The organism is Paraburkholderia fungorum, from assembly GCF_900099835.1.
In the GTDB taxonomy this organism is placed as follows: domain Bacteria; phylum Pseudomonadota; class Gammaproteobacteria; order Burkholderiales; family Burkholderiaceae; genus Paraburkholderia; species Paraburkholderia fungorum_A.
Window position 1 is genome coordinate 780,363 of record NZ_FNKP01000002.1, and the last position, 23,165, is coordinate 803,527.

Below are 23,165 nucleotides of genomic sequence, written 5' to 3' on the forward strand. Positions count from 1 at the left end.
CCATGACGCAGCACGGTTCCGATCGAGAACGGTCCGCTCGTGCCGACCCGCAGCCGTCTTCACGGAAAGCCGCATCGCACGTAGCGTCGCGGTTCGCCCTGGCGCCTACGTTAGAATGCCGGGCTTTTCCCTTTCCAACGTCACACTGTGCAACCCGCCTCCTCTGCGGCTTCCCGTGAAGCCGACGGCGTCGAATCTTCCGCCGATCTCGTCTACGGTCTCAATGACCGCCCCGCACCGACCATCGCCTTCGTGGCCGCGCTTCAGCATCTGCTCGCGATCCTCGTGCCGATCGTGACGCCCGGGCTCCTTATTTGTCAGGCGCTCGGCGTGTCCAGCCGGGATACCACGCTGATCGTGTCGATGTCGCTTGTCATCTCCGGTATCGCGACTTTTCTGCAGTGCAAACGCGTCGGCCCGCTCGGCGCGGGTCTACTGATCGTTCAGGGTACGAGCTTCAATTTTGTCGGCCCGCTGATCGCGGGCGGCAGCCTGATGGTCAAGCAGGGGACGCCGGTGCAAACCGTGATGGCCGCCATTTTCGGCGTCGTCATCGCGGGTTCTTTCGTCGAAATGGCCGTCTCGCGCATCCTGCCGTTCGTCAAGCGGCTGATCACGCCGCTCGTCACCGGCATTGTCGTGCTGCTGATCGGCCTGACGCTGATCAAGGTCGGCCTGATCAGCATGGGCGGCGGTTACGGTGCGATCTCGAAGGGCGACTTCGCGAGCGTCGGCAACCTGACGCTGTCCTGCCTCGTCCTGGGCACCATCATCGTGCTGAACCGCGTGCCGGTCGTGTGGATTCGCAGCACCGCACTGGTCATCGCGCTGGTCATTGGTTATGTCGTCGCGGGCGCGATGGGACGCCTCGATTTCACCGGGGCGCGGCAGGCGGCGCTGTTTCAGATTCCGACGCCGCTGCATTTCGGCATTGGCTTCTCGTGGTCGCTGTTCGTGCCGATGCTGATCATTTACCTCGTCACGTCGCTCGAAGCGATCGGCGATGTCACGGCCACCAGCAAGGTGTCGAAGGAGCCGGTCGAAGGGCCGGTATGGATGCGGCGGATCAAGGGCGGCGTGCTCGTCAACGGTTTCAATTCGTTGCTGGCCGGATTTTTCAACACGTTTCCCAGTTCGGTCTTCGCGCAGAACAACGGTGTCATTCAGTTGACGGGGATCGCCAGCCGCCATGTCGGCCTCTGGATCGCCGGCATGCTGGTCGTGCTCGGCCTGTTCCCGCCGGTCGCGGGCCTGTTGCAGGCGGTGCCCGAGCCTGTGCTCGGCGGCGCTGCGATGGTGATGTTCGGCGCGGTGGCCGCGTCGGGGATCAACATTCTCGCGGGCATCCGGCTCGACCGCCGGGCGCTGCTGATCATCGCGGTGTCGCTCGCGTTGGGGCTCGGCGTGTCGCAGGTGCCGGAGATTCTGAACAGCCTGCCGCACGCGCTGAAAAACGTGCTCGAATCGGGCGTCGCGACAGGCGGAATCTGCGCGCTGATATTGAACTGGTTCCTGCCGGAAAAGGCGTGATGTGATGCGGTCGGCACGCGGATGATCGCGGATCGCAAGGGTCGCGCGCGCAGTGAGCGGGATGGCAGTGTTGCGCGCAATCAGACGAAGGACAGGCTCCTGATCGAACTTTGCCCGATGACAGGCAGCCCGTTCGACCCTCGGCGGGGTTTTCCAGTTTCCCTGAAGCAGCCGGTCGGACATCGCCCGCGTGCTACGTGAGATTCAATCCGCCGTCCGACAGCAGAATCTCGCCGGTCAGATAATCCGAAGCGACCAGCAACGCAACAGCCTGAGCAATATCGTCGGGACTGGCGGCGCGACGCATCGGCGCGCGTTCTTTCCAGAGTTGCTGGGCTTGCGTCCAGTCCGCCGTCAAAGGCGTATCGACCAACCCCGGCGCGACCGCATTCACGCGAATATCCGGCGCAAGGGAAACAGCGAGCAGGCGGGTCACGTGATTCAACGCCGCTTTAGTCGCCGCGTAGGGAATGGACGCCCCCTTTGGCCGCACACCGGCATGCGAACTCACGTTCACGACGCAACCGGGCCGCCCTCGGGTGGCCGCTTCACGGAGCGCCGATTGCGCTTCCGTGACCAGGCGGAACGGAGCCACGACGTTGACTTCATGCAGTTCCTGCCAGATGTCGGGTGTCGCCGCAGCGAGATCCGCATGAGGGATGACGCGACTGATCCCCGCGTTGTTGACCAGAACGTCGAGCCTCCCCCATACGGCAATGGCTTCGCGAACGAGCCTCACTCTTTGCGCGTCGTCGGCCAGATCGGCTTGCACATAGGCCGCCGATCCGAGTTCGCGGGCCAGCGCGTGACCGGTAGCCGCCGAACTCCGCGAATGAAGGACGATTGAGAAGCCGTCCTTCGACAGCCGTCGTGCGATTGCGGCGCCGATGCCAGAGGTTGAGCCAGTGACAAGAGCGACAGGTGCGTCAGTTTTCATGGAGGCGCTGATAAGGGGGAGTCAGGTTTTTCGGAGGGGTGGAAATCGTCTGCTTCGCCTTTGAACGGCTGACCGCAAAGGCCGACTGACAACAAACGTCATCGATTCTCGACGATCCAGCCCGCGCTGTCGATTGGGCGAAAGTGACGCTTGCCCGACGCGCGCCTTTCGTCGTCGCCTCAAACCCGCGCAACCCTCCGCAGCCCCCGCTAATGCGATCCCGCCACCCGCACGAGCGCGAACACCAGCGCCAGCAACACCACAATCACCCCCGTCGCAACGGCCAGGCGGTCAGCCAGTAATCGACGCATCGCAATTCTCCTAAACGAAGCTGTAGCGTTCGGAATGGTATCTGGCGAGCGGTACTTTCATCCCGGCCAGTGCGGTTTCGATTACGTCCATCATCATGTCCGGTCCGCAAATGAAGTACTCGTGATCCGCGTACGCAGGCGGCAAATGGCGCCTGAAAACGTCCGCCGTGATGCGTCCGCTTTCTCCGCTCCAGCCCTCGGGCGGCTGCGACAGAACATAAACGATCTTCAGATCGAGCCTCGTTTTCAGCACGTCGAGTTCATCGCGAAAAGTTAGCGTGTCCCAGTCCTTGCCGCCGTACAGCAGCACCAGCGGACGCGTGTCGCCACGATCGGCGAGCGTGCGGATCATGCTCATCATCGGCGTGATGCCGATGCCGCCCGCGATCAGCACGTGCATGTCGGTCGGGTTGCCGATCGTGAACGCGCCGTACGGGCCGTCGAGATAGATCCGCTGGCCGGCCGTCACCGTGTTGACCGCGCTGGTGAAATCGCCGAGATTGCGGATGGTCATCTCGACGCGGCCATCCGGCGCTTCGGCGCTCGACGAAAACGAGAACGGATGCCCGGTGATGCGGAACGGACCCGCCCACAGCGTCAGCCAGCCGAATTGTCCCGGCTTGAAGCGAAAACCCGCGTGACCGTCGGGCTGCATCACGAGCGTGGTGGTGTCGCCGCGTTCGGTGCGCACTTCGGCAACGCGATACGGACGCCGCAGCATGAAAAGCGGCTTGAACAGGCGTACATAAAGCAGCAAGCCGATCCAGAAAATCGTCATGCCGATCCACAACGCGCGCTTGAGTGGATCGACCAGATAGAAGCCCCAGCCGACCATATGCAGCATGCCTGCGAAGACGGCGGTCAGCGCGAGCACGATATGCGACAGATGCCAGAGTTCGTAGCGGATCTTCAACTGCTTACGCCACAACGCGGTGACGACGAGCAGAAGCAGCGAACCGATCGACAACACCGCGAAGCGCGCGCCCCACGGAATGTCCCAGACCGAATCGGGCAGCGCGAGCGACTCCGAGCGGATCGCGATCAAGATCAGCGGATGCACGACGACGAGGCCGACCGCCATCAGCGAAATACGCCGGTGGAAGTGATAGATGACGTCTTCGCCCCACGGCTCGGTCACGTAGCGAAAGCGCGCGGTAAGGCCGAATTGCAGGCCCATCATCGCGAGACCGGAGTAGCCGAGTGCAACCGAAAACTCGGTGCCGAAATTGCGCGCGGGCGGCAGCCTGCCCGCAAGCAGCGCGAACAGCGGTGCGAGAATGAACAGCAGATAGACGGCGGACCAGATGGCCTTGCGCATGAGATCGCGGTGCTGCATGGATCCTTTCTCCAATGGCGGTGGCTGTGGTGCCGTTGGCGTTGGCTGTTGCGATGGGCGACGAGTTGCAGCGTTCTGCTTCGACCGGCGTCGGCTTGCGACGGCGTGCGTTGGCCTTCGACGACCCGCTTCGGCCTTCCATGACGCGCATCGACCCGCATCGAACGATCCGCGCGAGAAGCGAAGGCTCCGCGCTTTCACACACGCGGCGCGGTTTCCAGCGAGCCGCACTACCTGGCGAATTCGCTCTCGCCATTCAGATCGCGTTACCCACAGCCGCCATGCCGGTCAGATGCAGGTGGTCAGCAACAACGCCGGTCCAAACGTAATCACCGTGGCGGCCAGCGCCGCGATCAGTGTCCACACGACAACGGTATGCAGAAACGCGCCGATACGCTCCGGCCCAGGTTCGCGGCTTGTCCTGGTTCCGGCCGTGGCCCAGTAACGCCACAACCAGCCAATCGCGATCAGATGCAGCGCGAGCACGATCGCGAGGCTCAACCGAAGCGGGCCGCCCGGCCAGCCGAACGCGCAGCCGATCGCGTGCAGCGCATAGAGAATCACCAGCGCGAGGCACCAGATCGTGAAGCCGACGGCCAGCCACCACAAACGCCTCGGCGAAAGCGGACGCCCGTTCATGGCCGCGCTCCCAGCATCGCCACCAGCCCCGGCAGCGCGAGCACGAGACCCAGCGCGATCACGCCGGTGGCCAGCGTGTAATCGATCCATAAACGCGTGAGACGCAAATCCGTCAATCGTCGCGGTGAGATGAAACCGGCGCCAAGCCGCAGAACATTGCTGATCAGAAACAGCAGTCCGATGCCCGCATGTAGCGCGACATACGAGAGCAGCGCGGCGGCGGTCGCGCCGAGCGCATGTTCCAGAGGATTCGGCGTGACACCGCCGATCAGCGCGACATCGGCGGCAATCGCTGCGACCAGGGCGAGCACGGTCACGCCGATCCACCCATGCGGTTTCCCGCCCGCAGCCGCGCTTCGCAGCGAGCCGCGCGCGGCCACGGCTGCAACGGCCAGCGCGACGACCGTCGCGAGCGCAAGCAGCCGGCTCGGCTCGGGCGTGACGGCGGCCGGCCAGTTCGGCGCGGCGATCCACAGATAGAACACGCCGAATACCAGCGACGTGAACAGCGTGCCGTTCGCCACCAGCGTGCAGATCAGCGCGAGCCACGCGGGCGAACCCGCTACCTCGGTATGCGGCGGCACGCTGATGCCGCGTCCCACCGGCAGCGGTCCGTAATCGCGTGCGAGACCGGCGCTTTGTCCCGCGTAGATGAACATACCGAAGGTCACGAACGCAAAAGCGAGCGCCGGCAGATAGAACTTGAACAGCATCGCGAGCACCGCCGCGCAGGTGATGAGCGCGGTGAACAACGGCAGATACGTCGCTCGCGGCAGCACGATCAGTTGCTCCGGTTCGCCCGACGTCATATGCACGCCGAGCGTTTCCTGCCAGCCGTTGCGCGTCGAGCCGAGGTAGCCGTCGCCGCGTGCGAGCGACGCCGCCAGCGTGCCCGGCGCGATGCCGTCGGTCTCGGCGCCGATTCGCGGGATCGACGCGAACGCGTACGGCGCGGGTGGAATCGGCATCGCCCATTCGAGCGTGGTCGCGTCCCACGGATTGCGCCGCACGCGCCGCCCGAAACGCACCTGCACGATGATGTCGATCGCGACCAGTGCGAAGCCGATCGTCATCACGAAACTGCCCACCGACGACAGCAGATTCAGCCAGTTCCATCCTTCGTCGCCGCTATAGGTGAAGACGCGGCGCGGCATGCCGAGCAGGCCGGTCAGATGCATCATGAAAAACGTCATGTTGAAGCCGATGAACACCAGCCAGAACGCGGGCAGCGACAGCTTGTACACGGCAGTGCGACCGGTCAGTAGAGGCAGCCAGTAATAGAACGCGGCGAGCATCGGAAACGCGAGCGCGCCCGCCACCACGTAGTGCATGTGCGCAACGACGAAGTAGGTGTCGTGAGCCTGCCAGTCGAACGGGACCATCGCGAGCATCACGCCGGTCAACCCGCCAGCGGTGAACACGAAGAAGAAGCCGAAGATGTACAGCATCGGCACGTCCCAGCGCGGCCTCCCGTGCGACAGCGTGGCGAGCCACGCAAAGAACTGGATCGCGGTCGGCACCGCGACGATCGCCGATCCCGCCGAGAAAAACGCCAGCGCGAGATGCGGGATGCCCACCGTGAACATATGGTGAACCCAGATGCCGAAGCTCAGAAAAGCGAGCGCGATGATCGCGACGACGATCGCGCGATAACCGACCAGCGGCCGTCGCGCGAACACGGGGATGATGGTGGAGAGCACGCCCGCCATCGGCAGGAAAATGATGTAAACGTCGGGGTGCCCGAACAACCAGAACAGATGCTGCCACAGCAACGGATCGCCGCCGCGCCGCGGGTCGAAGAACGGCAGGTCGAACGCGCGCTCGACTTCGAGCAGGATCGAGCCGAGGATCAGCGGCGGAAACGCGACGATCATCATCATCGCGGTGACGAGGATGTACCACGCGAAAATCGGCATCCGGTCGAGCGACATGCCGGGCGCGCGCATCTTCAGGATCGACACGACGATTTCCATCGCGAGCGACAGCGCCGAAATCTCGACGAAGGTGATGCCGAGCAACCACACGTCCGCGTTGATGCCGGGCGTGTACACGTGCGAGCTGAGCGGCGTGTACATGAACCAGCCGCCGTCGGGCGCGGCGCGCAGGATCAGCGAGACGGTGAGGATCGTGCCGCCCAGCAGGTAGCACCAGTAGCCGTACGCGGTGAGGCGCGGAAACGCGAAGTCGCGCGTGCCGAGAATTTTAGGCGTCAGGTAGACCGCGAAGCTTTCCACCATCGGAATCGCGAACAGGAACAGCATCATCGAGCCGTGCATCGTGAAGACCTGGTTGTAGGTCTCCGCGTCCATGAACGCGGCGTGCGGCGTCGCGAGCTGCACGCGCGTGAGCATGCCGAGCACGCCTGCAATCGCGAAGAACAGGAACGACGTGATCATCATCCGCATGCCGAGGACGCTGTGATTGACCGCGGCAAAGCGCTCGATGCCGGGTCCGGTCGCCCAGATCGCGGCAAGCTGGCGGTGCAGCCGCAGCGCATTGCCGCGCGGTGACGGCGGCTCGACGGGCACGCTCATTTCATCCCCTCCCCGGTGGCGGCTTGTTTGACGGCGGCGGCGAAGTCTTCTGGACGATCGACGCTCACCGAGAAGTGCATTCCCGCATGGCCTAATCCGCAAAACTGGTTGCACAGGCCTTCGTATTCGCCGGGCTGATCGGCCTGGATGCGCAGATGCGTGGCGTGACCGGGGACTGCGTCGATCTTGCCCGCGAAGCGCGGAATCCAGAAAGAGTGCACGACATCCTGGCTGGTCACGACGATGTCGACCGGCATGCCGGCGGGAACGTGCAGAACGCCGTGCGTTTCGACGCCGCCCTGGTCCGGGTAGCGGAAAGTCCAGTTCCATTGTTTTCCGATCGCCTCGATGCGCTGCGGCGCGTGTCCGGGCAACGGCAGAAGCTGTTCACCCGCATAGAGCGCATAGCAGATCAGCGGAATCAGGACGATGGCGGGCAACACGAGGCCGCCGAGTACGATCCAGCGCCCGGGCGACACGCGCGAGCCCCAGCCGGGGCGCCGGTACACCATCAAAAACAGCACGAGCACAAGCGCGAACAGCACTGCCGCGCCCGCCAGCATCACCCACCACAGCCCCGCAATCGACGCAGCCGATGGACCCGACGGCGCCAGCGTCGATAACGGACCCGCGCAGCCTGTGAGTGCCGCGAGTGTGGCGAGTGACGCTAACGATGCTGGCGTCGCGACTCGCGATGCCGCATTGAATCGTCCTTGGACCCGCCTGTTCAGGAAGCTATGATGATCTGCAGCGCTCTCCACCTTCACGTTAAGCAAGGAATACTGATCATGGCAAAGAAAGGTGATTCCGCTTCCAGTTCCACCTCCCAACCCAAAAGCGAAGTGCTGCTGGAATTGCTGCGGCTCGACGCGGGCTCGGCCGTCGCCTTCGTCGGCCATCCGATTCACGTGATGATGGTGCATTTCCCGATCGCGTTCGTCGTCGCGACGCTCGGCGTGGATGTCATCTACTGGTGGTCGGGCGATCCGTTCTGGATTCGGGCCGGTTTGTGGGCCGCCGGTTCGCCTTCTGGAGCGGCGTGGGCGCGAGCCTCGTCGGCACCGCCGAGCTTCTGCTGGTGCGCGGCATCCGGCTCAGGGAGGCCAGCTGGTCGCACGCCGTCGCCGCGATGACGCTGGTCGCCATCGCAGGCGCGAACTGGGGGCTGCGTCTTTACTATCCCGGGCAAATCCTGCCGCACGGGCTCGCATTGTCGGCGCTCGCGTCGGTGATGACGGGCTTCGCCGGCTGGCATGGAGGCAAGCTCGTGTTCGATCATGGCGTGGGCATTCTCGTGTCGCCGAAGGAGTGATGCAGCCATCGGGCGAGTCCGCCGGGTTCGAACAGATGCGGGGCGAACAGGTTCGAGTCGACGTGCGGTTTCGCCAGCACGATCCAGATGATCGCGACGATCACCACCACGTAGGCGCTCATCAGCGCGACGCCGGACAGGCGGCTGAAGCGGCCCTCGGGCAGGAACAGGTTCAGCATCACGAGCCCGGCGACCACGTGCAGCATCGCCATGATGCCGACCAGCACCATCTTCAGCGAGAACCATTCGACGAACGTGGCCTGCAGAAAGATCAGCGCCGTGCCGCTCGCAATCGCGACAAACGCGGCGGGCGAAGTCAGTTCCACATAAACGAGCCGCGTAATGCGATGCAGCCGGTCGAGTTCGACGCCGCTGGTGAGCGCGCGGCGTTGCCAGAACAGAAACGGCAACACGATCAGGCCGCCTGACCACAGCGCTATCGCGGCCAGATGGATGAACTTCAGCAGGATCGTCACAGTGCGGGCTCGGTTGCGCGCAGGCTGGACCAGGTGATCCAGAGTCCGGCTGCGAGATAGGGGACCATCGCCAGCACCCACATCAACAGTCCCGCGAGTTGCTGGTCGGTGAGCGGCGTGATGCCCCACGCGGCCGTGCTGGCGAAGTGCACGCCGTACAACGGCTCGGGCGCGAACACGATCAGCGCGCCGAGCAGGCCCATCTGTCCGATTGTCGTGGCGAGTGCGATGAGCGCGGGCCAGGCCGGCGTCGACGGGGCGAAGATGCTGCGCCACATCAGCCATGCACTGCCGAGCAGTGTGAGTTGCATCAGCCAGTAACCGGGCACGGTGGCGAGTCCCCATGCGTAGGGGCCGGGTGCATGCCAGAGCCAGACAAGCACCGCATGCGCGGCGACCACCGGAACCAGTGGCGGATAACCCATTCGCGGCAATGGAAACGCGAGCACGAGAAGCGGCGCGACCGCAGCAATGAGAATGATGTGATGGGTGACGCGCGCCGAAAATAATGCCGACGACAACGCGCACAGCGGCGACACGAATACGACAGCCATCAGCGCTATTGCGGCCCAGCCGGCTCGCGCATTGGCACTACGGCCGCTGGCGACGAACCACGCCAGCGCGGCGAGTGCTGCGAGCAGCAGCGGGTCCATATTCCAGCGCACCCATAAATCGTCGGGGACGGCCGCTGGTCCACAGTAGGCGACTGGAAAATATGGCATGACGCGATATCTTCGTAGGGTCTGCATTCAATGCCGGAGCACCAGGCCGGCTTGATGAAGCTTGCCTCGACACGGTGCCTGTTCGTCTTTCTGGTGTTTCAGTAGAGCGGGGCGGCGCGATGAATTAACAAGCTTGTTTAGACTAACCTCGGTCGATCCGGCACGCAATATAAATTCTTCTGCGTTCCTGGAGGAGAAGGCGGTGATTTTTCAAAGCGAGAAAGTACTTGATAATGCGGTGTTTTCTGCTTTCCGGCTCTTGCGGCTATTTTTGCGCTGCAATGATCATTGCGCGCGTTGAACCGTTAGTCACGCTAACTACTCAAGCTAAAGCGGTTGTGCGTCGCAATACGATCAGGCTCGCACCACGCTGACTCCAGCCGCCTCGATTGCCTCTGTCAACGCATTGTCGGTTGTCCGCTCGACAACCACCGTTTGCGCCAGCGTGATGTCGCCGATCGAATACGCGGACGCCGCATTGAGCTTGTCCATCGAAGCGAGCACAACAGTCTCGGCCGACCTCGCGGCGAGCGCGCGTTTCACATAGGCCTCTTCGAGATCGCCGGTACTCAGCCCAGCGGTGGGGTGAACACCGGTCACGCCCATGAAGTAGAGATCGGCGTGGATGTGCGAGATCGCCTCGATGGCAGCCGCGCCGACATTGACGATGGAGTGCTTGTACAGCCTGCCGCCGATCATGATTACGTCAATCGAAGGATGATCGACCAGGGCGACGGCCACCGTCGGACTGTGCGTGACGACCGTCGCTGCCAGCGTGGGCGGCAGGTGCTTCACCAGTTCGGCGGACGTCGTGCCGCCGTCGATCATCACGATCTGCCCCGGCAGGATCATCGCGGCAGCGGCCATGCCGATCGCGCTCTTGCCCGACGACTCCAGCGCGCGCCTGGCGGAAAACGGCGCCACCGCCGACGACGCCGGCAACGCCCCGCCATGCACACGTTGCAGCAAACCCTCCGAGGCCATCTCGCGCAGGTCGCGCCGGATCGTGTCCTCCGAGACGCCGAAGGTCGCTGCGAGCGGCGCCGCCAGCACCTGTCCGTCACGAGCAAGCAATTCGAGGATGGTTTTCTTGCGTTGGGTCGTCAACATGATATGCACGAATTTTCTTGATATTGCACGAAATTGCACGATATCATGATTTCACCTTTTTCGTGACCGGAGCGACTCATGACAGCGACGCAAGACCGTGTACGCATCGTCGACACAACCGTGCTTTCGAACGACTGGTATGTGCTGAAAAAGACCACCTTCGACTTTCTGCGGCGTGACGGCACGTGGCAGCGTCAGAGCCGCGAAACCTACGACCGAGGCAACGGCGCGACCATTCTGCTGTTCGATCCTGTGCGCAAAACCGTGATTCTCACGCGCCAATTCAGGTTTCCCGTTTTCGTGAACGGTCATGACGGGATGCTCGTGGAAGCGGCTGCGGGTCTGCTCGACAACGCTTCGCCAGAGGAACGCATCCGCGCCGAAGTGGAGGAGGAAACGGGGTTTCGCGTGCGGGACGTGCAGAAGGTCTTCGAGGCGTATATGAGCCCCGGCTCGGTGACCGAAAAGCTCCACTTCTTCATCGCGGAATACGACGCGACGACGCGCGTCAGCGAGGGTGGCGGAGTCGAAGCGGAAGGCGAAGACCTGGAAGTGATGGAGTTGACGCTGGCGGACGCGCTAGCGGCGGTGCGGCACGGTGAGATCGTCGACGCGAAGACCATCATGCTGTTACAGCATCTGGCTCTGCGCGAACTGACGGAGCAGGGCGGAAACTAGCCGCCTCTGGCCGTCAGTCCGCCGCGCGTTTATGTGCCGCGCGTTTATGTGCCGCGCGTGCTGGTTCCTAGCGGCTGGTCCGTTTTCTTGCCCAGCCTTGCTTTCAACTGACGCCCGAGGCTTCCGCCCGCAATGCGCTGGCGCAGACCGCCGTATTGCAACTGAAGGGCGCGCGCGGCAAACGCCATCTGCCCCCACCGGCTTACTGCAATTCGAAAATCGGTGCAGGCATAGCCGAGTCCACCGGTCCAGATCGATTTATAGCGGCTGTCGCCGGAACCGAAATCGACATCGCGCTGATTCTCGAATGCCCATTTGAGAATACTTTCGAGTAACAGAGAGCCGGGTGAGCATTTCGACTGAGCGGGATCGTAAGCCGCCTGCATTCCTATCACCGTGCGCTCGGATATGGCGACAAGACTAATGGCGATCGCTTTGCCATTCAGTGTTGATATAAATAGCCGGAACGATTCTCCGAATAGTGAATCGGCCGACATTTTTCGCAGGAAATTCTGATAGGGCTGTTTAAAAAATTCGCCGTCTGCGCCAACCTTTGCCGCCCACTGGTGTTTCCACTCGAGCATGGTTTCGACATAAGCGGCGCTGCGTGGATCGTCCAGTCCGATTATCAGCAATGCCGATTCCCCGGTTCTCAGCAAACGACGCTGATGGTAATCCTGTTCTTTTTTAAATGAATCCGGTAGTGCATGACGATATTCGCTCCATTTGCCGTACCGCATCAATCGCGCCATGCCGATCATGCGCGGTTCGGCGCGCGACTGCCATTTCGCCGCCGATGCATGCCGATGCAGCGGGGAGCCGGTACGCACCATCGGCAGCCGGATGATGTCGCTGCCGCACGATGAAAGCAGCACTCGCCACGCAGCGGCCACCAGCGATTCCCTGTCGCCGCCGGGCCCAACCAGCACTTCCGACTGCTCCGAAATGTCCGGCGCCAGCGGCCGCACGGTGGTCCACGCGTATTCGCGGTAGCGGATCAGCGGCCACGCCAGCACCATCCGCCCGTCCTGTCTGCCGATGATGCAATGCAGGCTCGCGCCCGTGGGAATCGCCACCTCGCGCAGTGCGTGAAGGCAGTAGCGAAACAGTTGGAACGGCGTGCCTCCGGCGGATTGCCAGAGCGTTTCCCATTCCTTGTGCAATGCGGTGAATGCGTCGATATCGGTGACAATTTCAAACTGCACAGTGCCTCGGTTTGACTGCGTTTCCATTGGTGTTTGTCCATAGGAACAGCGTAATTCGGTGGATGAATTTTTATTTGAAGCTATTGCGTTGTTATTTGTTAAATGCGTAACGAGGTCAAATAATCAGCATCGATTTATGTTGTCGTTTATTCGCAAGGTAAGGAATATGTAGCGTTTTTTTACATCGACAGAATATCTGAAGATTAGTCGCCGTTATGCGGGGTCGCGCACACTTCAAACGTGCGATTTTTTTCTGGAATAGCGTAGGAATTGCCGGTCGGGCGGCAGCGGTATTCCGTATTTATAGTGAGTGACTGAATGAGGATTTCAGTATGGAAGTTTTTACCGCGATGTCGATGTTTTTGACATAGGCAGGTAATAACTGAATGTTCGATTACGTACGTGCGTGGGCTGAATCATCAACTGAATAATAATCGGGCGTATTCCCAGAATGAGTGTCAGGTGATTGACAGGCGCGAAACGTGCTATCGATTTGTCCGATCGCACGCGAGACGGAAACCGTACCCATTTCAATAACAGACCCATCGCACCATGCCCCAAAAAAACAACGTAAAACGCAAACTGCCCGATGCGCAAGCGCGCCAGCCGCTGTTGACCAGCCGCCGCAACGCCCGAATGGCGCGCTCCGCGCACGCATATGTCCGTGGCAATACCAGCAAGTTCTACGAGTGGCTCGACGGTATCGACGGACACGCGCTGCCCGAGGGCCCGGCGATCTGGATTTGCGGCGACTGCCATAGCGGCAATCTAGGGCCGGTGGCCGACTCGCGCGGACGCGTCGAAATCCAGATTCGCGATCTCGACCAGACCGTGATCGGCAATCCCGCGCACGACCTGATCCGGCTCGGTCTGTCGCTGGCGACTGCCGCGCGCGGCTCGGACCTGCCCGGCGTCACGACGGTCCGCATGATGGAGGCGATGGCGGATGGCTACGAGCGCGCGTTCGACGAAGCCGCCGGCGACGCCGACATCCACGCGGAAAAGCCCGAAGCCGTGCGGGTGGTGATGAAGGAAGCGGTGCGCCGTTCATGGCGTCATCTGGCCGAGGAGCGTATCGAGGATATCGAGCCGAGCATCCCGCTGGGTCCGCGTTTCTGGCCGCTGGCAAAGCGCGAGCGGCGCGAGATCGACACGCTGTTCGAAAAGGGGTCGCTCGAAGGACTCGCCAGGGTGCTGCGCGACGGCCGCGAAGGCAGCGACGTCACGGTGCTGGACGCCGCCTACTGGGTAAAGGGATGCAGCTCGCTGGGCCGTCTGCGCTATGCGGTGCTGCTCGACATCGACGGTGCGGCGGTGGAGGGCGACGACCTCTGCCTGATCGACATCAAGGAGGCCGCTCAGGCTGCCGCGCCGCGTTACGCGGGCGTCCGCATGCCGCGCGATAACGCCGAACGGGTGGTGGAGGGCGCGCGCCATTTGTCGCCGCTGCTGGGCGAGCGGATGCGCGCGGCGCGTCTCGCGGATCGCGCGGTCGTCATCCGCGAACTGTTGCCGCAGGACATGAAGCTGACGATCGAGCAATTCACCCGCGACGAGGCGATGAAGGTGGCGCGCTTTCTCGCGCTGGTGGTGGGCAAGGCGCACGCGCGGCAGATGGACAGCGTCGAGCGTAAGGCGTGGCTGGCGGAGTTGCGCAAGAACCGCTCGAAGACGCTCGACGCCCCCGGCTGGCTGTGGACCGGCATCGTGGAACTGGTGAGCAGTCACGCGGCCGGTTATCTGGAGCATTGCCGGCGCTATGCGACGGAGCGGTGAAGCCTGGCGAGTCGGGTACTGCTTTGGAGAGCATCATTCGAACGACGGCCGGCGTCGATATGAAAACGACGCCGGCCGTCGCCGGACTTCAACCCTGCGTCACTAGTTCGACAGCGACAGATACGGCGAGCTGAGCGGAGCGGGCGGGAACGGCTGCAAGCCGGTCTGCTTGCTGAAGCTGTAGCGCACGTACACGGCGGCGAGCCACTCGCGATATTCGTACGCATTGCCCAGCGAAGCCGTGGCGCCGAACGCCAGTTGCGGCGCGAGTTGATACTCGCCCACCGCGCTGAGCGAGTACGACACGCCCGTCTTGCTCTGGCCTGGATAGACCTGATTGGCGACCACGCCGCTGGTGCCCGTGCTGTTCAGCAGCGCGGCATTGCTCACCGCTGCGGATTGCAAATTGCCATTGGTCGGGAAATAGTTCGACGCGTCCTCGCGATAATGCTGCACGCCGATCGAGCCCTTCACGTCATAGGTGAACGCGCCGTTACGACCCATCCATTCCACCGGCAGATTCAGGATCACGTACTGCTGCGGGCTGAAGTAGCCGCCCTGACCGTACGTGAAATAGGACAGGTTCTTGTCGTAGCGCATCAGCGTTGTGTTCACGCCGATTGTCAGCGTCTGGTCCGCATCCTTCAGCAGACGCGTGTAGACGCCGCCGCCGCCCTTCACGGCGTTGTTGCTCTGGACGTTATCGCCGCCGTAATACTGATACGAGCCGTTCACGTACAGGCCGCTCGTGCCGTCGTCCCAGGCGAGGCTCGCTAGGCCGCCCGTCGACGTGACGCCGCCCCATTCAAGGCCGGAACCCGAGTCGCGCGCACCGGCGTACGACAACAGGCTGTCGGTCACCGCGCGGCGTGCGATCGCGAGCGAGTACGACACCTTGTCGCTGATGCCGCCGTTGTATTGCGCGCCGCCCACGATGTTGGTTTCGCGGAAGCCGATCGGTGTCACGCCGATATCGGCGGCGATGCTGCGGCTGTCGTAGCCGACCGACAGGCCCACGCCGCTCGCGGTCTGGCTGCCGTAGTTGTTGGTGCCCGCCACCGCTGCCGATTCCGACGTGCTGTTCGACAGACCCGCACCGAAGCGCGCGAGCGTCGACGTGCTACCGGACGCGGTGCCGGCATCGAGCGTGACAGGCGTCGCCGTGACGACGATGTGGCCATTGCCCGCCTTGATGCGCCCCTGGATCGGCGCTTCGATATCGTTGAGGGTGGACAGGCCGTCCTCGCCGCTGCGGTTGCGGAACACGATCCCGCCCGACACGGTGCTCGCCTGCTCGCGGTTGATCTGCGCGAGTTCATCCGCGACGCCGAGCGTTTGCGTATTGGCGACGTTCGACGGCTGGTAGCTGTTGTCGTTCGCGCCCGGCTGTTGCGGATAATACGGCTGCGCGTAGCCGGTGGGCGGCTGCGGAATGTACGGCTGCTGCGCGTAGTAGCCCTGGTTCTGATACGCCTGTTGCTGCGGCGGATAAGGCTGGTAGGGCTGATACGGCTGCTGTTGCTGCTGATACGGCTGTTGCGCGTAGGTCTGCTGCCGGTTATAGGTCTGCTGGCGCGCGTTGGTGGTGGCGGTGTGGGTCGTACGCGGCACGCTTTGCCGTTTGGTGGTCGTCGCGCGTCGCGCCGTGGTGGTTGCAGGGGCGTACGGCTGCGGCATCGCGCCGGGATTGGCTTGCGCCTGGCGTGAAGCGGGCGACATCGGCCAGGGCGTCGACGCGTAGCCGTCCTGCCCGTATGGCTGCTGTTGCTGTTGCTGCTGCGGATAGCCGGGGTTGTATTGCTGCTGCGCCTGCTGCGGATAGCCGCCGTTGTACTGCTGTTGCGCCTGCTGCGGATAGCCACCGTTGTACTGCGGCTGTTGCTGCTGCGCATAACCCGGGTTGTACTGCTGCTGCGGCTGCCCTTGTCCCTGGCCCGGATACGGCTGCAACGGCGCACCCGACTGGCTCGACCCGTAAGCTTCCTGCCCATAGCCGCCCGAATCCGCACCCTGACGCGGCGCGTTATAAGGCAACGCTGCGGGCGCGACGTTCGGCGTGTAAGGCTGCGCGGGCGCAGAGTAAGGCGCGACGTAAGGCGCGGGCTGCGAAGGCGGCGGATAGTTCGGCACGGTCTGTGTCGGCAAGGAGGACTGCGTGTACGGAAGCGCTGCGCGCGCGGCATTGAAGCTGCCGTCGGCACCTGCGCCAGTGGCGGTGTCGGTCGGCGAAGCGACGGCGGTTTTGCCCTCGAAAGGATTGGTGCCGGGCAGCGGCGTCGAGCCCATCCGGCTCATGGCCGCTTCCCAGCCGCGCGGCACGTTGCTGGCCGTGCCGTTACGCGGCGCGTTGGCCATCAGCGGCGTGTTGGCGGCGACCAGCGAGCGCTGCAAATACGTTGACGCCAGCGACAGCTTGCCTTCTGCGCGATACATGCGGCCGACCGTGGCCAGCAGACCCGGATCGCCAGGCGAGGCGGCCAGCGCCTGTCGGGCGAGCGATTCGGCATAGCTGAACTGCTTCGCGCCGACCGCAGCGGGGATCGCCGCCTGCACCAGATTCAGGTCGTCGGGTCTGCGCTGCAAGGCGACGCGATAGGCCGCGAGCGCACTGCGGTCGTCGCCGGCACTGGAGTAGAGACGCGCCAGCGCGGCCTGCAAGTCGGGGTTGTCGGGCATGGCTGCGAGCCACGGTGCGATCACGTCGTACGCGCTGGCGAGATCGCCGCGCTGACGCACCGAATCCGCCTGCTTGATGACGATGCCCAGATTCAGATTGCCGAAGTCGGTGCGCTGCTGCGGCGTCAATTGCATCGACGACAGACGGCGCATCACCGAGCCGAGTTCGACGTCCTGATGCGTCGCCGACAGGATGCCCGCGTATTGCAGAAGCAGATCGGTGTTACCGGGCGCGGCGTTCATCGCGCTGCGCACGAGACCGAGCGCGCGGGTCGGGTCGCCCGCCTGCTGATACGCACCGGCGATCACGCCGATCAACTCGGGACTGTTGCCGGCCACCGGCTCGGTCGCGCGCAACGTGGCGAGCGCCTGCTGGTTCTGACCGGCGCGCGCCATCCGCGCGGCCAGATCGGCCTGCTGATGCACCCACAAACGGTGCTGCAACGCGGTCATCGCGTCGGTGCGCTGGGCGACCGGAATCCGCTCGAGTTGCGCGAGTCCCGCCGACCAGTCCTGTGTTTCGCCCGACAGCAACGCGCTTGCATACAGCGCGTCGGTCATGTCGGGATGCGCGGCGAGCAGCCCGTCCATCATGCTGCGCGCGTTCGCGACCGCGCCCTGGCGCACGTAAATGCGTGCGAGGTCGAGGCGCAGCCACGGGTCGTCGGGCGTGTTCAGCAGCGCGTCTTCGAACAGGCTGCGGGCAGTGCCGAGATCGCCGCGCGCTTCGGCGGCGCGCGCCTGCGAAGCCTGCGCCTCACCCCGCAGACGGTTGATGCCGCCCGCTTTCGACTGCTGTTCGGCATTCAGCTGATTGGCGAATTGCAGCGCTTCGTCGCCCCGGCCTTGCGCGGCCAGCGCGCCGACCAGTCCGCGAATCGCGTCGGGGTTGTCGGCCTGACGGCGCAGCGCCATCCGGTAAGCCTGTTCCGCGCCGACCGCGTCGTGATTCGCAAGCAGCATCTCGCCGAGCTGCACCTGCGCGGTGACATCGGACGGATTCAGCGCAATCGCGCGCTCGAACAGCGACTTCGCCTTCGCGAACTCGCCGTTGCTGCGCGCGCCGATAGCGTCGCTCGTGTAGGTCCAGTAGGTCGCGCTGTCGAGCGCGGTTTTCCAGCGCGCCGGATTGCCGCTGCGCGACGCGCGTTCCAGATAGTTGCGCGCCTCCGCGAAATGCTCCTGCTTCAGCGCGGCAATGCCCATGCCGCCGAGCGCGTCGGTGTCGTTCGGATTATTAGCGAGCACCGACGAAAACTTGGTGCGCGCGGTCGCGGCGTCGTCGCGGTCGAGCGCGGCGAAACCTTCGCCGATCACGCGGCCGCGCGCATCCGCCGCGACGTTTTCCTGTGACCGCTCGCGGGTCGCGCTGTCCTGCTGCACCATCGAATCGAAGCGCGCTTTGACGGCGGCGTCGTCGGTACTGGTTTGCAGATACGCCTGATATAGCGCCGAGTCGGACGGCCGCGCGTCGAGCCACAATAGCGCCTGCCGCCAGCTCTTTTTCGCCGCCGCGCCGACCGACCCGTCGGACGCGAGCTTCTGCAGCCGCGCGATACCGTCGCGGCGCGTCGTGTCCCGATAGGTCAGATGCTGTGCGTAAGCGAGTGCGTAACGCGGATCGTCGGGGTTGTCGCGCGCGAGCTGTTCGAGACCGCGCCGTGCCTGATCCCAGCCCTGCGGCGTCGCCGACAGCGCCTGGTAATACTCCAGTTGCAATTCCGGCGTGGCCGGTTTGCCTTGCAGCGCGCGCTGATATTCCTGCACCGCGCTCGCACTCTGGCCGCTTTGCGCGAGCCGCCGCGCGTCGTTGACGGTCTGATCGCGCTCGCTGGTTTCGCCGAGTCTACGGCCCAGTTCGTCCATCCGCGGATAAGCCGGCGCGGCCGCCTTCAGCCGCGCCAGGTATTGCTGGGCACCGGCGCCGTCCTTGCGGTCGGCGAGCACCATGCCCATGCCCCACAGCGCGTCGGGCTGCTTTGGATCGATCCGCAGTACCTTCAGCCACGCCTGCTCGGCGAGGTCGCCGCGCTGGTGCGACTGCCAGTACTTGCCCTGATCGATCAGCACGCTCAGAGGATCTTTCGACGCCTGCGCCAGCGCGTCGGGCGCGGCCGTCGCCACGCAGCAGACAGCCGTGACGCTCAGCGCGAGGCGCAATGACAATGCGAGGGCGCTCAATCGCATGCGTTTCTCCAACTTGGCACGAGACGGCCGGCTTCGTCGAAACGATAGCGTCCGTCGATAAAACCCGTGCCGAACAAGCCCAGCACACGATCGTAGTAAACCGGTTCGTGACCGGGCAGGTGAGTGTCGAGCGCGGCCAGATGCTCGCGAGCGAGGCCGAGGCCGCGTTCGTCGCCGAGCGACTTGAAGTACGGCGCGAGCGCGCCCCAGTAGCTGAGCGGACCTTCGCCGCTGGCAGCGCCGGTGGTCGATGAAACCTTCTCGGGCGGGAAGCCGGTTTGCGCGACCTTCGTGCGCATGCCGCCGAGCGCGGCGAGCCACGGCTTCGCGAGCGGATCGGCGGACGACGCGAGACCCGCCCACAGATACACGCGGATCGCGTCGTAGCTGCCGACGTCGCCGTTTTGCGGATCGACCACGAACTGGCCGCCTTGCCATGCCGCCCAGTCGGGCGCGAAGCCTTGCGGCGAGGTGGTCTTGACGAGCTTGTACGCGCTGTCCGCGAGCTTGCCCCACGGGCCGCCCGGCAGATCGTGCGCGAGGCCGCGCAGCACCGGCAACGGCATATAGCTCGGATTCAGCCGCGTCACGCCTGCGTTGACGAAGCCCTGCGGCCCCGGCAACAGCATCGGTCCGACGCCGGGCAATGTCGTGATTTCATGACTCGCTATCTGCCCGGCCAGTGCCTCGCCGAGTTGCGTATAGCTCGTATCGCTCCACAGGCGGCCTGCCTGCAGCAGATCGTAGGCGATCCACAAGTCGGAGTCGGACGCGGAATTCGGATCGAGCACGCCGAACGAGCCGTCCGGCTTTCTGCCCCATTGCCACGCAGGCAGCCGCGCGTTCTGCCCGTCGAACTGGTTGCCCGCGAGGTTGGTGCGCGTCCACGCGAGCAGCCGGTCGAAGGTCGCGCGGTCGTTCGCGACCAGCGCGAAGAAGAGGCCGTACGACTGGCCTTCCGACGTGGTTTGCTGAATCGGCGTCGAGTAGTCGATCACGCGGCCGTCAGCCTGCACGAAGCGTTCGACGAACGTGCGGTAGCCGGTCCATTCACCGCACGCGCCGGTGGTCTGTGCAACTTTCATCATGCCTGCGAAGCTGGTGGAGGCGGCAAGGCCCAATCCGAGGGCCAGCACCGCGCCAAATTTCCGGTTAATTCGAACCCGCATATCTGTCCTGTTAGTCCTTCAGGCGGCGCGCGGCGATGGAGCGCAGCGTCCGGTAGAAGAGGCCGGCGATCAACAATGCGGCGAGCACGCCGCCAAGCATCAACAGCAGCGGATGCGACGACAGCGCCCAGCGCAGATATTCCTGCGGCGACAGATGACCGACATAGTAAGCCGTGCCGTTCGACGTGATGGTCACGTCGCGGCCATGGATCACGGCCATGGCGCCTTGAATCTTCGGCAGCACGTCGGCGTCGAGCAGGGCGGCGGACAGGTCCGCGTCCGACTGGCCGGCCGCGCTCACCAGCGCGACCGCACTGCGGTTCTTCTGCAGCGGCGACTCGAAGCCGGTCAGCAGCGCGGAGCCGTTCGAACTGACGAGCGTCAGATCGGCGCGGGCGGGCGTGCGTTCGACGCCGCGCTCGCCGTGCCACCAGTCCTGCAGCTTGAACACGATGTCGGACAGCTGGAACGTGCGCGCGTCGCCGTCGCTCGAGAACGGCATCGACTTCGACCAGCGCTGCAACAGCGGCTGCTTGCCCGGTGCGCCGAAAATCAGCAGGTCCTTGTTCGCGTACTTGTCGGCGTCGTCGGCGGTGCCGACCGTCACGCCCGTCACCGGATAACCGGTCGACGCGCCCATCCGGCCCATCGTCAGCAGATACAGGCTGAAGTCGCTCGAATCGGCGTCGTTCGGCAGGATCACGGCGGTCTCGGAGAGGTCCGCCATCCGCGTGAACGGGAAGCCGCTGTTGGCGAATGCAGCCAGATCGGGCAGCGCCATGTAATGCGGGAACGACGACAGGTCGATGGTCGAGTTCGGGTCGATCGCGCCGACCACGTTGTCGAGCAGGCGGCCGTGACATTCACCGGTATTCGGGATGTCGTAATAGAAGTGCAGACGCACCTGCGTACGCGGCGTCAGCAGCAGCGGCGGAATGTAGACCGTGCGGCGTGCTTCGGCGGTCCGGTCGGGCATGATGCGCGCGAAATAGCGGCTCAGTTCGAATACCGACGCGGATTCCGCCGGAATCGGCAGCGCCTGCACGAAGCCGTTGTTCACGCTGATGTTCAGCGACGAGCGGTCGCGCGCCGGACGCACCGTGTAGCGGTAGCGCAGATCGAGCGGCGCACCCTTGGTGTGCCACATGAACAGATCGGGCGGCACGCGCATGTTCACGCGCACGGCGTCGGCGTCGTAGCCGGACACGGTCAGGTCGGCCGGATTGGCGAGCTCGCCGAAGCGCACCGGACGGTTGGTCGGCAGCCAGTTCGGCGCGTCGTACGGCTCGCGCGGTGCGAGCTGGGTCAGCGAGGTGATCGTCGCGCTCGGGCCGCTCAGCGTGTTCTGCCCGATACCGAGCGACTTCGCGGCGGTTTTCAGTTCGGCTTCGTTGCGCCCGAGCACGAGCAGCAGCTTGCCGTGCGCCGGCGCGTCGCGGTCGACCACGGCGATGGTCGGCCCGGAGATCGCGGGAATCGTGATGCCGGCGGGGCGCTGGTCGTCGGTGGCGAAAACGACGGCGTTGCCCGACAGCGGCGCGTTATCCAGTTGCGACGGGAACACCGCGCCGCGATAACCGGCCAGCGCGCCGAACCACGACGCGACGATGCCGGCCGCTTCGAGCGTGCCGTTGCCCGGCTTCTGCGGGAACACGAACGGCAATTCGAGCCGGCGCACGTCGCGGCGGTCGAAGAACGGCTGCGGCAGCGCCGCCAGTTCCGGCTTGGTCGCGAGCGACGCGTAGGTCAGATCGAGCGAACTCGCATTGCTGACCGTAGCCCACAGCGACGAGTTCGCCGGGTCTTCGCAACTGGTCGTGTAATGGCCGATCAGCTGCACGTTCAGGTGATTGAATTCGGTGATGAAGCGCGGATCGATCGATACATCGCGCGCCACCAGCATGCCTGCCTGCTCATGCGGCACGGGCAGGGTAGCGGCGACTTCGCCGTTCACCAGCACCTTCAGTTGCGACAGGCTCGGCAGCAGCGCGGGCGAGTAGCTGTACACCAGATGCAGGATCGCGCCGGTCACGACTTCGTCGCCGCGGACCGAAAACGCGATGCCGTTCTGGCCGTCGGTGCCGCGCAATTGCAGCGGATCGAGCGCGCCGAGATCGGCGAACGTGAGCGTTTGACGGCGGCCGCCTGGCACCTGGGTGCCGGGTTCGGCCGTGGTCGGCGTGCGAATGCCCAGCGCTTTCACCGACGACGCGGCGAGCGCGGGCGTCGGTGTCGCGAGTTGCGGTTGTTCGATTGCGTTGGGATCGAGCGGCACGGCCGCGCTCGGCGGCGCCATGCCGGGGGTGCCGGTGGCGGCGCGTGCGCCCGCCGACGACGGCGCACCTGCTGCCGCGGTTTGCACCGCCGCACCCGTGCTGACGCTGCCCGACGCCGCCAGCGCTTCAGCCGCCGACGCCAGCGGCGCAGCCAACCCGGTCTGCAAGGCGAGCCAGCAGGCGATACCGCGCATGAATCGTTGTGAGCCGGCGCGTCCAAAGAAACGCGTGTCCGGGTGAGTGCCGCTGCGCTCGTGATGCGAGCGTTCGATGTTTTGCTTCGCCATCCTC

General features: G+C 64.4%; 15 protein-coding genes and 1 pseudogene. 4 read left to right on the forward strand and 12 right to left on the reverse strand.

Annotated features, from left to right (window positions below; all coding sequences use genetic code 11):
• Positions 1-147: 147 nt before the first annotated feature.
• Positions 148-1,530, forward strand: coding sequence for a uracil-xanthine permease family protein (locus tag BLS41_RS19560; RefSeq protein ID WP_074767808.1), 1,383 nt, complete (start codon positions 148-150; stop codon positions 1,528-1,530).
• A 193-nt stretch (positions 1,531-1,723) separates the two neighbouring features.
• Here the strand turns inward: BLS41_RS19560 and BLS41_RS19565 are convergent, their stop codons facing one another.
• From BLS41_RS19565 to coxB, 5 genes are all read right to left on the reverse strand, one after another.
• The gene (locus BLS41_RS19565) at positions 1,724-2,467 is read right to left on the reverse strand and encodes an SDR family NAD(P)-dependent oxidoreductase (protein ID WP_074767810.1); all 744 of its coding nucleotides are present in this window, start codon (positions 2,465-2,467) and stop codon (positions 1,724-1,726) included.
• Between the two features lie 321 nt (positions 2,468-2,788).
• Positions 2,789-4,114, reverse strand: a complete 1,326-nt coding sequence (locus BLS41_RS19570; protein ID WP_074767812.1) for a ferredoxin reductase family protein — start codon at positions 4,112-4,114, stop codon at positions 2,789-2,791.
• Positions 4,115-4,402: 288 nt separating this feature from the next.
• Positions 4,403-4,753 carry a hypothetical protein gene (locus tag BLS41_RS19575; RefSeq protein WP_074767814.1) on the reverse strand — a complete coding sequence of 117 codons (351 nt, stop codon included), beginning with the start codon at positions 4,751-4,753 and terminating at the stop codon, positions 4,403-4,405.
• Entirely contained in the window at positions 4,750-7,287 is a 2,538-nt protein-coding gene (ctaD, locus tag BLS41_RS19580; protein ID WP_074767816.1) for a cytochrome c oxidase subunit I, read from the reverse strand. Before ctaD ends, BLS41_RS19575 begins: the two co-directional genes overlap by 4 nt.
• The gene (coxB, locus tag BLS41_RS19585) at positions 7,284-8,054 is read right to left on the reverse strand and encodes a cytochrome c oxidase subunit II (RefSeq protein WP_253189797.1); all 771 of its coding nucleotides are present in this window, start codon (positions 8,052-8,054) and stop codon (positions 7,284-7,286) included. Before coxB ends, ctaD begins: the two co-directional genes overlap by 4 nt.
• Positions 8,055-8,201: 147 nt before the next feature.
• Here coxB and BLS41_RS40300 point away from each other — a divergent pair.
• A pseudogene (locus tag BLS41_RS40300) lies at positions 8,202-8,599 on the forward strand (DUF2231 domain-containing protein).
• Here the strand turns inward: BLS41_RS40300 and BLS41_RS19595 are convergent.
• The 3 genes from BLS41_RS19595 to BLS41_RS19605 all read right to left on the reverse strand — a co-directional run bounded on the left by BLS41_RS19595 (position 8,563) and on the right by BLS41_RS19605 (position 10,907).
• Entirely contained in the window at positions 8,563-9,075 is a 513-nt protein-coding gene (locus BLS41_RS19595; RefSeq protein WP_074767820.1) for a CopD family protein, read from the reverse strand. The pseudogene BLS41_RS40300 and the gene BLS41_RS19595 sit on opposite strands and share 37 nt — an antisense overlap.
• A complete protein-coding gene (locus tag BLS41_RS19600; RefSeq protein ID WP_171910272.1) occupies positions 9,072-9,797 on the reverse strand; it encodes a cytochrome c oxidase assembly protein in 726 nt (241 codons plus the stop codon). The genes BLS41_RS19595 and BLS41_RS19600 overlap by 4 nt, the downstream gene beginning before the upstream one ends.
• A gap of 354 nt (positions 9,798-10,151) precedes the next feature.
• Positions 10,152-10,907: a DeoR/GlpR family DNA-binding transcription regulator gene (locus tag BLS41_RS19605; RefSeq protein WP_074767822.1), complete on the reverse strand. Its 756-nt coding sequence runs from the start codon at positions 10,905-10,907 to the stop codon at positions 10,152-10,154.
• 78 nt (positions 10,908-10,985) lie between these two features.
• On the opposite strand from BLS41_RS19605, the gene BLS41_RS19610 reads away from it, so the two are divergent.
• Positions 10,986-11,585: an NUDIX hydrolase gene (locus BLS41_RS19610; protein ID WP_074767824.1), complete on the forward strand. Its 600-nt coding sequence runs from the start codon at positions 10,986-10,988 to the stop codon at positions 11,583-11,585.
• 44 nt (positions 11,586-11,629) lie between these two features.
• Here the strand turns inward: BLS41_RS19610 and BLS41_RS19615 are convergent, their stop codons facing one another.
• Entirely contained in the window at positions 11,630-12,604 is a 975-nt protein-coding gene (locus BLS41_RS19615) for a GNAT family N-acetyltransferase (RefSeq protein ID WP_171910273.1), read from the reverse strand.
• A 738-nt stretch (positions 12,605-13,342) separates the two neighbouring features.
• Between BLS41_RS19615 and BLS41_RS19620 the strand changes: the two genes are divergently transcribed.
• Positions 13,343-14,566, forward strand: a complete 1,224-nt coding sequence (locus tag BLS41_RS19620) for a DUF2252 domain-containing protein (protein ID WP_074767828.1) — start codon at positions 13,343-13,345, stop codon at positions 14,564-14,566.
• A gap of 102 nt (positions 14,567-14,668) precedes the next feature.
• On the opposite strand, the gene BLS41_RS19625 is transcribed toward BLS41_RS19620, so the two are convergent.
• Genes BLS41_RS19625 through bcsB form a run of 3 tightly spaced genes read right to left on the reverse strand, consistent with a single transcriptional unit; the run spans position 14,669 to position 23,161 of the window.
• On the reverse strand, positions 14,669-19,429 hold the full coding sequence (locus BLS41_RS19625; RefSeq protein ID WP_074767830.1) for a cellulose synthase subunit BcsC-related outer membrane protein: 4,761 nt from the start codon (positions 19,427-19,429) through the stop codon (positions 14,669-14,671).
• Complete coding sequence (gene bcsZ, locus BLS41_RS19630; protein WP_074767832.1) at positions 19,420-20,598, reverse strand: cellulose synthase complex periplasmic endoglucanase BcsZ; 1,179 nt, start codon at positions 20,596-20,598, stop codon at positions 19,420-19,422. The genes BLS41_RS19625 and bcsZ overlap by 10 nt, the downstream gene beginning before the upstream one ends.
• A gap of 10 nt (positions 20,599-20,608) precedes the next feature.
• Positions 20,609-23,161: a cellulose biosynthesis cyclic di-GMP-binding regulatory protein BcsB gene (bcsB, locus tag BLS41_RS19635; RefSeq protein ID WP_074767834.1), complete on the reverse strand. Its 2,553-nt coding sequence runs from the start codon at positions 23,159-23,161 to the stop codon at positions 20,609-20,611.
• Positions 23,162-23,165 lie beyond the last annotated feature (4 nt).